Origin of the sequence: Plebeiibacterium marinum, assembly GCF_026013615.1 — a bacterium.
Classification (GTDB): domain Bacteria; phylum Bacteroidota; class Bacteroidia; order Bacteroidales; family Marinilabiliaceae; genus Saccharicrinis; species Saccharicrinis marinus_A.
Map to the genome: position 1 here is coordinate 1 of NZ_JAPDPI010000055.1, position 13,636 is coordinate 13,636.

11 protein-coding genes are annotated in these 13,636 nt (G+C 37.7%); 4 read left to right on the forward strand and 7 right to left on the reverse strand.

The genetic code is table 11. The features are described 5' to 3' along the window. Nucleotides 1–289: 289 nt before the first annotated feature. The 3 genes from rimO (at nt 290) to OM074_RS18760 (ending at nt 3,558) form a co-directional block, all read left to right on the forward strand. Nucleotides 290–1,585: a 30S ribosomal protein S12 methylthiotransferase RimO gene (gene rimO / locus OM074_RS18750; RefSeq protein WP_301202123.1), complete on the forward strand. Its 1,296-nt coding sequence runs from the start codon at nt 290–292 to the stop codon at nt 1,583–1,585. A gap of 216 nt (nt 1,586–1,801) precedes the next feature. Continuing rightward, a complete protein-coding gene (truA, locus tag OM074_RS18755) occupies nt 1,802–2,554 on the forward strand; it encodes a tRNA pseudouridine(38-40) synthase TruA (protein ID WP_301202124.1) in 753 nt (250 codons plus the stop codon). Nucleotides 2,555–2,934: 380 nt separating this feature from the next. After that, complete coding sequence (locus tag OM074_RS18760) at nt 2,935–3,558, forward strand: DUF6266 family protein (protein ID WP_301202125.1); 624 nt, start codon at nt 2,935–2,937, stop codon at nt 3,556–3,558. Nucleotides 3,559–3,884: 326 nt separating this feature from the next. Here the strand turns inward: OM074_RS18760 and OM074_RS18765 are convergent, their stop codons facing one another. From OM074_RS18765 to OM074_RS18785, 5 genes are all read right to left on the reverse strand, one after another. Further along, nucleotides 3,885–4,328 (reverse strand): hypothetical protein, encoded by a 444-nt coding sequence (locus OM074_RS18765; protein WP_301202126.1) that lies wholly within the window; start codon nt 4,326–4,328, stop codon nt 3,885–3,887. 62 nt (nt 4,329–4,390) lie between these two features. Then, nucleotides 4,391–5,140 carry a shikimate dehydrogenase family protein gene (locus OM074_RS18770; RefSeq protein ID WP_301202127.1) on the reverse strand — a complete coding sequence of 250 codons (750 nt, stop codon included), beginning with the start codon at nt 5,138–5,140 and terminating at the stop codon, nt 4,391–4,393. A gap of 77 nt (nt 5,141–5,217) precedes the next feature. After that, nucleotides 5,218–6,132: a DUF368 domain-containing protein gene (locus tag OM074_RS18775; RefSeq protein ID WP_301202128.1), complete on the reverse strand. Its 915-nt coding sequence runs from the start codon at nt 6,130–6,132 to the stop codon at nt 5,218–5,220. A 62-nt stretch (nt 6,133–6,194) separates the two neighbouring features. Continuing rightward, nucleotides 6,195–7,622: a tetratricopeptide repeat protein gene (locus OM074_RS18780; protein ID WP_301202129.1), complete on the reverse strand. Its 1,428-nt coding sequence runs from the start codon at nt 7,620–7,622 to the stop codon at nt 6,195–6,197. A gap of 465 nt (nt 7,623–8,087) precedes the next feature. After that, the gene (locus tag OM074_RS18785) at nt 8,088–9,629 is read right to left on the reverse strand and encodes a DUF4301 family protein (RefSeq protein WP_301202130.1); all 1,542 of its coding nucleotides are present in this window, start codon (nt 9,627–9,629) and stop codon (nt 8,088–8,090) included. A 236-nt stretch (nt 9,630–9,865) separates the two neighbouring features. Between OM074_RS18785 and mnmL the strand changes: the two genes are divergently transcribed. After that, complete coding sequence (gene mnmL / locus OM074_RS18790; protein ID WP_301202131.1) at nt 9,866–10,801, forward strand: tRNA modification radical SAM protein MnmL/YtqA; 936 nt, start codon at nt 9,866–9,868, stop codon at nt 10,799–10,801. 89 nt (nt 10,802–10,890) lie between these two features. Here mnmL and OM074_RS18795 read toward each other — a convergent pair whose 3' ends face one another. Both OM074_RS18795 and OM074_RS18800 read right to left on the reverse strand, forming a co-directional pair. Beyond that, nucleotides 10,891–11,640 carry a DUF4197 domain-containing protein gene (locus OM074_RS18795; RefSeq protein ID WP_301202132.1) on the reverse strand — a complete coding sequence of 250 codons (750 nt, stop codon included), beginning with the start codon at nt 11,638–11,640 and terminating at the stop codon, nt 10,891–10,893. After that, nucleotides 11,637–13,553 carry a YgiQ family radical SAM protein gene (locus OM074_RS18800; RefSeq protein ID WP_301202133.1) on the reverse strand — a complete coding sequence of 639 codons (1,917 nt, stop codon included), beginning with the start codon at nt 13,551–13,553 and terminating at the stop codon, nt 11,637–11,639. The genes OM074_RS18795 and OM074_RS18800 overlap by 4 nt, the downstream gene beginning before the upstream one ends. Nucleotides 13,554–13,636 lie beyond the last annotated feature (83 nt).

A 13,636-nucleotide genomic window follows, 5' to 3' on the forward strand; every position in this document is an offset into this window, starting at 1 on the left:
CTTAATAAAATCAACTCAAGTTAGGTAAAGATCTTATTTTAAGCATCTTGCAAATAAGTCTCTTATCTCTTATCTAAAATCTAACGATCTGTTATTTAAGTAAGATACTCTATTTAGAGCAAAGTGTTGGGCTGCCTGTAAATTGGGTAGCCTTTATTATTTACAAAAGGTATCTTTGCTTACGCTCACCCCTCGAATCCCCTAAAGGGGAAGACTGTGCGCGGTAGAGTGCCCCTTTAGGGGGTAGGGGTAGTGTTGGTTTTGTATAAAAAGCTAATAGCAAAAAGGAATGAAAAAAGTTGATGTTGTAACGTTGGGATGTTCAAAGAATCTGGTTGATTCTGAACGATTGATAAAGCAGTTTCAGGCTGCGGGTTTTTCAGTGGCTCATGATGCTGAAAACCCTGAAGGAGAAATTGCAATCATTAATACATGTGGTTTTATTGGAGATGCCAAAGAAGAATCGATAGAAACTATATTGGAGTTTGCAGAAGCCAAAAAAAGGGGTGAGATCAAAAAGTTGTTTGTGATGGGTTGTCTTTCTGAAAGGTATTTTCAACAGCTCAAAACAGAATTGCCCGAAGTAGATGGCATGTATGGCAAGTTCGATTGGCAGCAGATTATTAAAGACCTTGGGCAAACCTATAGGGCTGATTTGGTAAATGAGCGTAGCCTTACTACGCCAAACCATTATGCTTATTTTAAGATATCTGAAGGATGTAACCGTACCTGTTCCTATTGTGCTATCCCCATTATTACCGGCAAACACAAATCGAGGCCAATGGAAGAATTGGTGGATGAGGCCCGGCGTTTGGCAGGGAAAGGTGTAAGGGAGTTACAGGTGATTGCTCAGGATTTATCTTTTTATGGTCTGGATCTCTATAAGGAGATGCGTTTGGCGGAGTTGACCCAAAAAGTAGCAGATGTGGAAGGGATTGATTGGGTGAGACTGCACTATGCTTATCCGGCAGGGTTTCCTCTTGATGTGCTAAAGGTAATGAACGAGCACCCGAATGTATGTAACTATATGGACATCGCGTTGCAGCATATTAGCGATCCTATGCTAAAGCTAATGCGACGTAATGTAACCAAAGCAGACACCTATAAGTTAATAGAAACCATGCGTAAGGAGGTTCCAGGAATCCATTTGCGTACTACAATGATTACCGGTCACCCGGGCGAAACAGAGCAGGATTTTAAAGAAATGCTTGAGTTTGTTAAGGAAGCCCGTTTTGAGCGCCTTGGGGTATTCCCTTATTCTCATGAAGAAGATACCCATGCTTATAAGAACTATAGGGATGATGTGCCTGATGAAGTAAAACAGGAAAGGGCCAATATTATCATGGAAGCTCAGGAACAGATTAGCTGGGAAATAAACCAGAAGAAAGTAGGGAGCCAAATAAAGGTAATCATCGACAGGAAGGATGATGATTATTATGTGGGAAGAACTGAATTTGATTCCCCTGAAGTGGATCCGGAAGTGTTGATTCCTGTTGATTCTGCTGATTTAAAAACAGGAGAATTTTATCAGGTTGAGATTACAGATGCTGAAGCGTATGATTTGTTTGGAACAATAGTAGAATAGTCAGTGGTCAATAGTTTATGATTAACTGTTGTATCAATAGTTCGTTAATTATTTATAAGTGTAAGAATATGAGATATTTAATAAAATCAACTTAAGTTGGGTAAAGATTTGATTTTAAGCATATTGAAAATAAGTCTCTCGTCTCTTATCTAAAATCTAACGATCTGTTATGTATATAACCAATGACAAATGACCAACGACCAATAACTGAAAAATATGTCAAGATTTTTCTTAGAGCTTGCTTATAATGGCAAAAACTATCATGGCTGGCAAATACAGCCCAATGCAATTTCAGTACAAGAAGTATTGAATGATTGCATTGGTAAAATGCTTCGCGAAGAGATTAACGTGGTAGGATGCGGTCGAACAGATACAGGTGTTCATGCCACGTACTTTGTGGCGCATTTTGATTGTGATAAAAAAAAGATTGATGGAAAACAATTCTGTCATAAACTAAACCGCTTTCTTCCCAAAGATATTGCAGTTTATTCGCTCACAAAGGTGGATGAAGAAGCCCATAGTCGCTTTTCGGCTATTAGTCGCACTTACGAATATCACTTGGTAAATAATAAAAACCCCTTTCTGCAAGATTCGGCGTATTACCTGGATGTTCCTTTGGATTTTGACCTGATGAATAAGGCGGCAGAAATACTCTTCGAATATATTGATTTTACCAGCTTCAGTAAATTGCATACTGATGTAAAAACAAACAATTGTAAAATCATGTATGCTAAATGGGAGCAGAAAGATGGTAAGTGGATTTTTACCATAAAAGCGGACCGTTTTCTTCGTAATATGGTTCGGGCTATTGTTGGTACCCTGTTAGAAGTAGGCAGGGGTAAAATGACCTTGGAAGGTTTTAGAGGGATTATTGAAGCCGGGGATCGGGGAGTGGCTGGTACGTCGGCACCCGGACATGCCTTGTATTTGGTTGGTGTTGGGTATGAGGATGGAATAGTCGTAGGTTAAATACCTTATAGCTTTTAGTAATACAAAAAAATATTTTTTTTTGAAATTATCGGTTGTAATCGTTTGGTATTATGTGGTTACGAAGATAAAGGTAAGTGGTTTAGAGTCGAATAATCCTTTCAATAAATTACAATTTTAGGTAAGTTAAGAGAAAAGTACAGCTCAATATCAGCTATCTGCCTGTGTGTATAGAAACTCAGATTTTTCTCATATTTTTTTCAGACCAAACTCAGACCAAACTCACTGTTTAGTGAGTTTGGTCTGAGTTTGGTCTGAGTTGGATATGTCTTATAAGTGAGATGGTATGGTTTTTGTTTCTGAATTATTACGTGAGCATCTTCAAAAGCTCCTTATGTTTCTAACCTTTAAAAGATTTAACCATGGCACGATTCAATAACATTTTGGATGGAGGTTCAGGAAAAGCTGGTCCTTTGGTTTTGTATAAATGGAGAGGATTAAATTGTTTTAGAGCAAGACCTGAAAGTTATAGGGATAAAAAAAGTGAAGCCCAATTGAAACAACGACAGAAGATGAAGTTGGTTCATGGTTTTCTGCGCAGTTTTAAAGAGGAATTAAATACCACATTTTATGAGGGTGATATAGGTAGGACTCCATATCAGGCAGCTATATCGTATAATTTAAAATATGGAATCGGCGGAGAGTACCCTGACCAGTATATTGATTGTAAAACAGCCTTAATTGCTAAAGGGGAAATTCCCTTGCCTGAAAATATAGTATTGGAAAGGAATGGGGATTCTGGTATCATATCCTGGGATGCAGCTGGTGCGGTAAAAGATAAAAGAAGGAATGATGAGCTGTTTGTTTTTGTTCTGCGTAATGTTAATGGTTATGTAGAACGGATAGATACGTATGTGAACAGAAGTTCTGGTATTTGTGTGGTAGATCAACTTTTTTTGGATGGTGACGAGAACGTAATGGTTTGGGCTGTTTTTATTAATAAAAAGCAAAGAGAAGTTAGTAATAGTGTTTGTTTGACTTGTTGAGGGAATAGGGAGTAAGGATATGGGGATCAGCAACAAAAGTTGGGTCTGAAGAAAAAAGAGTTTTGTTTGCTGTTAAATAAAAACAGAGTATTGAACAAAAGAAATTTGAAGAAGGATTGTCCCAATTAATAATAATTTTTACTACAATCCATACCAGCAGAATGTTATTGCTTTAGAATAGAATCTTTATTAATGATAAATTTAAGGCTGAAAGCCTTTGACGTCACAACAAGGGGCATCGCCCCTTGAAAATACCAAGCTGTAAATCTCAGGCTGTAAGTCTGAAACTATCTCCAATAATTATTTCAGGAGTTTTCAAGCACTAATTAAAACAAAGCTTTCAATAGATTAACAATGGGTTCCGATAAATAAGTAATTCCAAAACTCCATATAACAATCCCGGTTAAAAGAAAACCAATAAACTTGCGGGTGTCGTTCAATAAAAGCATTCCAATCAGTAGCGCAATAAATGGGCCTAATAAGCCGGTTGCCAATAGTCCCAATCCGGCGACACCATATTTTTCAAGCCAGGTGGAGAATTTTTTCTGTTTTCTGGCAATATTTTTATCACCATATTTTCCTAGCAGCCACTTGCGGAATGGTTCGCCGGAGAAATAGACTGCAAGGGTGGAAGAAATTGCTCCCAGGGAGGTAAAAGTTGCAATATAGAAAGGTTTCAGGCCGAGTGCAATGCCAACGGGGATGCCTTTCCAGATGCCGATTGCACCTGCTAAATATGTAGTAAGGAGTTTTCCTAGTTCTTCAATCATGTTTGATGCTAATATTTTGCCAGGCAGAAATTATTAAATAAAAACAAGTGATGGACTTGTTTTTATTTGTTCCATATTTCCCAAGCCCCTTCTGCTTGCAGGTGAAGCATCTCAAGGCCGTTTTTGATCACAGCTCCCTGCTCTTGACCTGCTTTTAGGAAAGCGGTTACCTCAGGGTTGTATACCAAATCAAAAAACAAATGATTGTTGCCACAGTATTGATAAGGAATGTCGGGTTTGGCGTCCATGTTACCATACATCCCAAGTGGAGTGGTGTTTACAATAACGGTATTCTCCTCTATTGTATTTTTATCCAAAGATTGGTAGCTGATCTGGTTGTCTCCTTTGGGTGTCCTGGAAACATATTTGCTTTCAATATTTAATGATTTTAATCCATAGGCAGCGGCCTTGGCAGCTCCCCCGGTTCCCAGTATTAATGCTTTTTTGTGGTGATCCTTTAACAATGGCTGTATCGATCTGGTAAAGCCGATAATATCAGAATTGTAACCGGTAAGCTTTGGTTCTTTTGGATTCGTCCAGTCAACTTTTATTACATTAACCGCACCTACTTCTTTTGAAACAGGGTCAAGATCGTCGAGGTACTGAATTACTTTTTCCTTATATGGAATGGTAACATTTAAACCACCAATATATGGGTGGTGAGTCAATAGTTCCGGAAATTCATCAATTGAAGCAATTGGAAAATTAAGGTACCTGGCTTTCAGGTTTTCTTTTTCAAATTTTTCGGTGAAATATTTTTGCGAGAAAGATTTGGATAGTGGATATCCAATAAGTCCGTATGTTTTCATCATTGTAAATTTAAATTAGAAACTTCCTAAATAAATGCTTATCTGTTCAATAAGTGACTATTAGTGGTCGTATTGAATGATTATGCAGCCTTTTTTGAACCCAAAGATTCTGTAATCCAAATGCTGGCTATACCTAATATAATAAAAACTAATGCAATAAAAAACTCAGAATTTGTTTCTGGTAAGAACCATTCATATCCTACCGTTTTCACCTTTTCACCAAAGGTTTTGGTAAGCGTTTCTTTCCATGGCCATAAAATACCTAATGATCCCAATACAAATCCGGTTAACATAGAAATGGTTTGGTTGTGGTATTTTTTTAGCAGCCACGACAGGAAATGGGAAAAACCTATAAGTCCAATTCCGGCACCGGCAGCAACCGGCAACAAAACTTTGAGGTTTAGTTCGCTTACAGCATTAATCATTACCAGTTGGTAATTGCCCATTAAAATCAATACAAACGATCCGGATAGACCTGGTATGATCATGCTACAAATGGCAATGATTCCACAGATAAAAAGATATATGATTGAACTGTTTTCGGAAGCTGGTGTTAAAACACTGATTGAAATTGCAATTGCACTTCCTATAATAAAGGTGACGATGCTGCTTGTATTCCATTTTTCTACAGTCTTTCCAACAAAATAAATGCTGGCCAATACCAACCCAAAGAAAAATGACCAGATGTATACCGGGTAATCTTCAAAAAGGAATTTGAATAACCTTGCCAGGGAGATAATGGCTATCCCAACTCCCATAAATACAGAAACCAAAAACCAGAAGTCAACATGTTTTAATAAATCCTTTATTTTACCTTTAAACAGAAGGTTGATAGCCGTAAGGTCAAAGGATTTTATGGCATTGATTAATCTTTCAAAAATGCCGGTGATTAGTGCAATGGTGCCTCCGGATACGCCGGGTATTACGTTGGCAGCACCCATGGCCATGCCTTTAAAAATATTTGAAATAAAGTCTTTAGTATTGTTGTTTTGCATGATTGTTTAATTGAATAACAGGGTGTTAATCTTAATATATAGAATCAGTTGTAATTCAAATGTTATAGTTGAGTATTGATATACTCTGCAATTTCGGGCATTGCCACCAGTGAGGGATATTTGTTCAGTACAAGTTCCAGATCTTCAGGTAGTATTTGGCGGGCAATAACCAAATGCTTAAGAGATTCTTTTTGTTTGTTTGCCTGGTTGTAGATGATGGCTGCCAAATAATGAATAGCTCCATTGGTTTGGTCCTTGCTTAGCAAGAGTTCAATAAAGGGAACTTCATTAAATTCTGTTTCGTTTTCTGATAAAAACTGATACATCTCAATCCAGTTTTTTGTATCCTGGTGCTGGTTTATCAAAGCACGTTTGAGGCATCGTTTTGCTTCGGCCGGTTTTTTAAGTTTTTTGTAACTTTTGCCTAAGGCCCTCCAAAGATCCGAAGATTTGGGGTCGATGCTTACTGCTTTGTCAAAAGCAAAAATGCTGGTTTCGTAATCCTGAACCTTGTATGAAGTCCTTCCAAGTGATTGTAAAGATTCCATATGTTCCGGATCTATTTTTACCGCAGCTTTGTAAAATTTAGATGCAAGATAAAAATTGCCTATGTTCTCCCAGCAGTCGCCCATGTAATAATAGGTTATGGCATTAGGGAACGAGTACGACAAGTATTCTGTATATGAATTAATGGCGCCTGTATAGTCGCCGGTTTGAGCAAGGCTGTTTGCTTTGTTAAAATAAGCCTCTGGCAAGTTTGGCGCTATGGCAATGGTTATTTCATATGCTTCAATGGCCTGGGTAAAATTTTCTTTTTTATTAAAAAGAATCCCAATATTATACCATGCATTTTCAAGATAAGGATTGATATCGAGAAGTTTATTGTAAACCTCAATTCCATTATCTATCTCATCCAGTTTGTCATGAGCATAGGCCAGTTCAAAAAGGATATTTTCATTTCTTGGAAAAACCTTAAGGTAATAGTTTACAAGGTTTTTAGTGTGTTCGTAGTATGATTCCTGATTTAAATTGAAGCTTATCTCAAAAACATAATCAGCAAGGTCTTCCTCGCTGCATAGCTTGAGTGCAATTTCAAAGTTTGAAATTGCATTTTCAATTTCATGAGCACGTGTGTATATAATGCCAAGGTTAAGAAAAACCTCTGAATTATTGTTTTCAACTTCTTTAAGGAAATTTAAAGTTGTTAGTGCTTCTTCGTCTTTATATTGTTCAATGTAAAGAGTGCTTAATCTCAGTTGCAAGGAAGTTGAGTCAGGATGTTGTTTTAATCCCATACAAATAGCCTTTTCGGCCTTCTCAATTTGGCTTTTTTCATGATAGTAATCGAAAATAGATTCAATTTGGAATACATCGAAATAAGATTCCTGGTTGAAGTGAATCAATTCCTCAAACTTATCAATGGCCTCTCTGGTTCCTTCCTGATCTGCGTGAGAGTATTCTTGCATATATTCACTTTGATTTTGAGCCACAAAAATACCATTAATTTAGGTATTCACAATATTTTAGCTAAATAATTAAGTGATTGTTGATAACTTGTTGTTAACTCAATATCCTTTGGAAAAAAGGTTGATGATAAGCTTATGTAAAAATTAAGGATCCGATCTTAATTGCGTGGTGCATATAAAGATCGGATCCTTTGTATTTTCTTTATGTGTAGCTCTGTTATCCGCTATAAGCTATAAGCTAAAGGCTATCCTCTATCCGCTATAAACTACACTTACCAATAAAGAGTTCAAAGTTCGACTCCTCTGGAGTCGAGATATATTGCTACTATATCATACTATAAATGTTTGAAGCCTCAGGCTTCATTTATCTGTACTCAACAAACTCTAGCGGAGTCAAACATCTTTTCAAACCTTAATTCGGATTATAATCAGTCATCTGCTATTCGCTATAAGCCATCTGCTATAAGCTACCCGCTACCCGCTACCAAACTAATGCTGCTCTACACCTTCTGGCTGGTGTTGTATCCTTAATAAATCATTAACTGTTTTAACAGGGTTGAAAGTAGATACAGGGACCTCAACAAACAAAGTAGTCCAATCGCTCATCGCTCCATTCCATAGCCCGGGAAGTTCGAGTGCTTTAAGATCTTTTCCGTTAAGTGATTTGTTTGAAATAAATCCGGTTTTAGGGTCTACATACTCCAGAAGATTAAACTTCTCTCCCTTATAATTTTTAGTGGCACAAACTAAATCTACCGGGTTGAAGTGGGTGCTTTCGCTAACCAGCTTTTTCTTTGCGGTGTTATTCATGTCAATTTGAGAGCTTTCTACAACCTGTAAGGAAACTTCACCATTTTTGCCAATGCCCCAGAATGGGCCTCCTCCGGGCTCTCCTTCGTTTTTGACCATACCGCATATGCGAATTGGGCGATTGAGTTTTGTTTTTATAAAGTTGACTTTTTCTTTGGTGTTTGATAAGTTATCAGGAATAGTAATAAAAAGTTCAACTTGCATAAAGTCAAGTATCTCATCCGTTAAATCGTTGTTGCTTTCATCTTTGTCAAGCATTTCAAGGTATTCAAATACTTTTTGTTGATAAAAGTATAATATCCCGGCCAATGCCTCCTTGTATTGTATGGTGTCTTTTAGTCGATAGGAAGGTACCACATTGTCAATGTTTTTGATAAAGATAATGTCGGCATCCAGGTCGTTGAGGTTTTCGATTAAGGCTCCGTGACCGCCAGGGCGGAAAAGGATTTGTTCATCTTCAAGTCTGAATGGGCTATTGTCTGGATTAACCGCAATGGTATCCGTGTATGATTTTTGAGTTGAGTAGGAGATGTTGTATGTAACATCAAATTTAGCTTCGAACAATGATATGTTTTTATTCACTATTTCTTCAAATAACTTGATGTGGTCTTCGGAAACGGTGAAGTGTAAGTTTACAATACCTTCATTGTCTTGTCCGTATAATGCTCCTTCTACCATGTGTTCTTCAATAGGCGAAGTGGGCTTGTCCTCTGATAAGTGGAACTGAAGTACGCCTTTGGGGTATGTTCCGTAATTCAAGCCGTCGCTAAGAAGTAATTTTTCAACAATAAAAGCTCCGTTCTTAAGAACTTCTTCCGAGTTTGAAAAATCTATGTTACAGATGGATTGAAGTTGTTTTGAAAAGGCAAAGTATTCAATGTGGCTAAGGAATATGTTTATGGGTCCTGATTTCTTTGATTCTTCCTGTTCCTCTTTGCTGGCATTGATAAATGTAAATAAATCTTTAAACATCCTGGTTGCTGCACCGGATGCCGGAACAAATTTCAGGATGGAAATGCCTTCTTCAATTCCGTTTCTGTATTGGTCGGTAAACATGAGCTTCTGTTCTTCATCCAGCCTGATGATCCCATCTGATGCAGATGCGGGGCGTTGGATGTCCATAAATGGGAAGCCGTTTTTAAATTGTTCTAACTGGTATTGGGCTTTTTCTGGTGAAATACCTTTTTTATCAAGGTATTGTAGGTCTTTTTCGTTAATCATTAAGTTTGTTTTTTAGTTTTAGAGACATAAATATAGCAAACAATATGACTAGTTTGGGTGTGTTGGCAGATTTTTACAGGTTAAAATTTTGTTAGGGGATTCATGTAATTTACTACATTTGCGGGCTAATTGGTTTACTATGAAACTGTCGTGTACGTTTACCTGTCCTTTTGTTATGATGGCAGGATGGTATTGTTAATTGAGGGTTTAATGTAGTAAAGGAAAGGTTTAAGCGCATGGAATACGAATGGGGGCATAGCAGGAGATTTAATGATTATAGTTCATATATAAAAAGATCGTTTGATGAACGGGTGCAAAAAGTATCGGTCGATGCTGGTTTTTCTTGTCCAAACAGAGATGGGAGCAAGGGTGTTGGTGGTTGTACGTTTTGTAATAACTCTACTTTTAACCCGTCGTATTGTGGCGAAGGCAATTCAATTACCCACCAGATTGAAACTGGTATTAATTTCTTTTCACCTAAATATAAAACACAGCATTATCTGGCCTATTTTCAGGCCTATAGCAATACATACGAAAGTCTGGAGGTTTTAAAAGCCAGATATCAGGAGGCCTTAAACCATCCGAAAATAATAGGGATTGTTATAGGTACGCGTCCTGATTGTGTTGATGATGAGTTGTTGGGGTATCTTGCTGAGATTAATAAGGATTATCATGTTACCATTGAATATGGTGTAGAATCTACTAATGATGCTACTTTGAAAAGGATTAACAGGGGTCATGGTTTTCAGGAAGGGGTTGATGCCATAGTGAAATCCTCAAAAGCCGGCTTGAAAGTGGGAGCGCATTTGATTCTGGGATTGCCGGGAGAGTCGGAAGAGGATATTTATAATCATGCCAGAGAGATGTCAAAACTGCCGCTGGATTATTTAAAGTTACACCAGTTGCAGTTGGTTCGTGGTTCGGTTATGGGAGAAGATTATCTTAGGAATCCATCGCATATCAAGTTGTATGAGGTAGATGAATATATTGAGTTGGTCGTGAATTTTCTGGAGTTGCTTAATCCTGAAATTGTTCTTGAACGGTTTATTAGCCAATCACCAAGGGAGTTGCTGATTGCCCCAAAGTGGGGATTGAAAAATTTTGAATTCGTTGCAAAAGTAGAGAAGCGCTTAAAGGATCGTGATACCTGGCAGGGCAGACTTTTTCAATGAACAATAACCAATTATCAATAACCAATGACCAATAACCAATAACCAATAACTAATGATTAATAACTATTGTCATTGTTTATTGTTCATTGTTATTTGCTAAATACTCTTTTCAATATTTCAGTAACCCTTGCTGCCGGATCTTTTCTGATCTTTAATTCTTCGTCAGCCAGCTTTAAAAATAAGCCATCCAATGCCTTTTGTGTCAGGTAGGTGTTTAGTTCTGTATCTACTTTTTTTAGGTCTGCCAGTTGGCCGACAAAGGAACCGGCAAGTTGGTTGTAGTTTTTTGTAAGTGTATTCCAGGTGTCAGTGGCAGAGTATCCTGCAAGGACTTTTTTAGTTGTTGATTTCTGAATTTTGGGGCTGTATAAATCAAAAAGGCTTTGGTAAGTTTTTGATTTAAAATATTCGGTAGCTGCGTGGTCTGATCCGTTCAGGATGTTTATGGCATCAGAGATGGTCATATCTGTTATGGCTTTAAAAAATACCGGTCCTGCTTCTTTTGCAGCATCTTCTGCAGCTCTGTTGATGCTTAAAATTACATCGTTGATTAATTTCTCGCCACCGGGTATTTTGCTGGCGTTGTCAACTATAATGCTGGCTTCTTCCGGTAATAATATCTTGACAGCTTCATCGGAAAAGTAACCGTTTTTTAATGACAGGCGGTGGGCTGCAGAATCAGTACCAACCCTAAGTGCTTCTTTTAGTCCGTTAGCAATTTCTGATTCAGATAGTGGCGAATCTACCTCTAAGGTATTGGCTATTTGTATCAGTTCTGCGCATGAGTTGAATGTTAATATTAGTGATAATATGGCTATGTACTTTATTGCTTTTTTCATTTTTTGCGTTTTGATGATTTTTGATGTGGTTTATGTTGTGGTTTGGAGTGGTTCTTTTTTGTAAAACTCACTTGTTTTTTGTCCTTGGTAAATAGTTTATTTATAAGGTCTTGTTGGTTGGTTTGTTCAAGAAGACGTTCGATTTGCTTTTTGTATTCCGGTTTGTACCAAAAGAAGAAAATCCTTTGGTCTAATTTTTCTTGTTTTGTTTTTGCTGTATATAGTTTTTCCAGGGTGTATGGGTGAACTCCCGAGTAAAATATGACAGTTGATACAGTCATGGGGGTAGGAGTAAGATCCTGTACTTGTTCCAGTTTAAAGTCAATGCTTTTTGTTTCAACAGCCAGGTTGGCCATGTCCTCAATTTTTGAACCCGGGTGACTTGATATAAAATATGGGATGATTTGTTGGTTCAAATTGTGCTTTTTGTTTATTTCTTCAAAGTCCTTTTTAAATTTATGGAAAAGACTAAATGAGGGTTTTCTCATAAGTTTCAGAACCTGATCGGAAGTGTGTTCCGGTGCAACTTTTAGCCTGCCGGAAACGTGGTTGGCTATTAGTTCTTCCATGTATTTTTTATGGCTTTCCTTTTCCTTATCGTTCGACATTTTGTTATAAAGCATATCGTACCGTACACCACTGCCAATAAATGCTTTTTTAATATCGTGCATATTGTTGATTTTCTTATAGAGATTGATCATTGGGGTATGATCGGTGTTTAGGTTGTTGCATATATTGGGGAATATGCAAGAGGGGCGTACGCACCGTTCACAAATTTTGGTGTCTTTGCCTTTCATTTGGTACATATTGGCGCTTGGGCCTCCCAAATCGGAAATGTAGCCTTTAAAGTCGGGCATTTGTGTAATTTGCCTTACTTCTTTTAAAATAGATTTTTCCGACCTGCTGGCAATAAATTTTCCCTGATGTGCTGAAATGGTACAAAAGCTGCAGCCTCCAAAGCATCCGCGATGCATATTAACCGAAAATTTTATCATTTCGAAAGCGGGGATGGTTCCTTTTTTATTGTATTTGGGATGGGGTAGCCTGGTGTATGGAAGGTCAAATGATGCATCCAGCTCTTTGGAGGAAAGAGGAGGGTACGGAGGGTTGATTACTATTGACATTTCCTGGTATTGTTGAATCAACCTGGCAGCTTGCCATCTGTTTGATTCTTCTTCAATATGCCTGAAGTTTTTGGCGTATTTAATTTTATCTTTCAGGCATTCTTCGTGCGAAAATAAAGTTTGGTCATTCCAGTTTTTATTGGATTGCAAATCTTTACTGTTGCATATATATGCCGTTTGCGGGATGGTTTTTATCGTGTTGAAGGGAACTCCTTTGGTTAATAGTCTTAAAAGTTCTTTTAAAGGCTTTTCGCCCATGCCATAAACCAATAAATCTGCAAGGGAAGAGGCTAATATACCTGGTTTAAGCGTGTTTTGCCAGTAGTCATAATGTGTTACCCTTCTTAGCGAAGCTTCAATCCCCCCAACAACCACAGGTGTTTCAGGGAAAAGCTCCTTTAATATTTTACAATATGTTTCGGTGGCATAGTCTGGCCTGAAGCCAGCTTTTCCGTTAGGTGTGTAGGCATCATCGGAGCGAAGTCTTTTATTGGCTGTGTAGTGGTTTACCATAGAATCCATGCTGCCAGATGTTACACCGAAAAATAATCTTGGAGTTCCCAGTTTTTTAAAATCCCTGAGGTCATCGCGCCAGTTGGGCTGTGGAACAATGGCTACTTTCAACCCTTCTCTTTCAATAATGCGGCCGATTACTGCTGCGCCAAAAGAAGGGTGGTCGATATAAGCATCGCCACTAAAAATAATTACATCCAATTCTTCCCAACCTCTTTGTTTTACTTCTTTGAGTGTTGTAGGAAGCCAGTCGCTGATATGATATGAATTTTCCAAGTATAAATTTTTGGGCAAAGTTAATGAATTACTTATAATATTGATAAGGCAGCAATATAACATCTGCGGAATCGTTTTTTGAG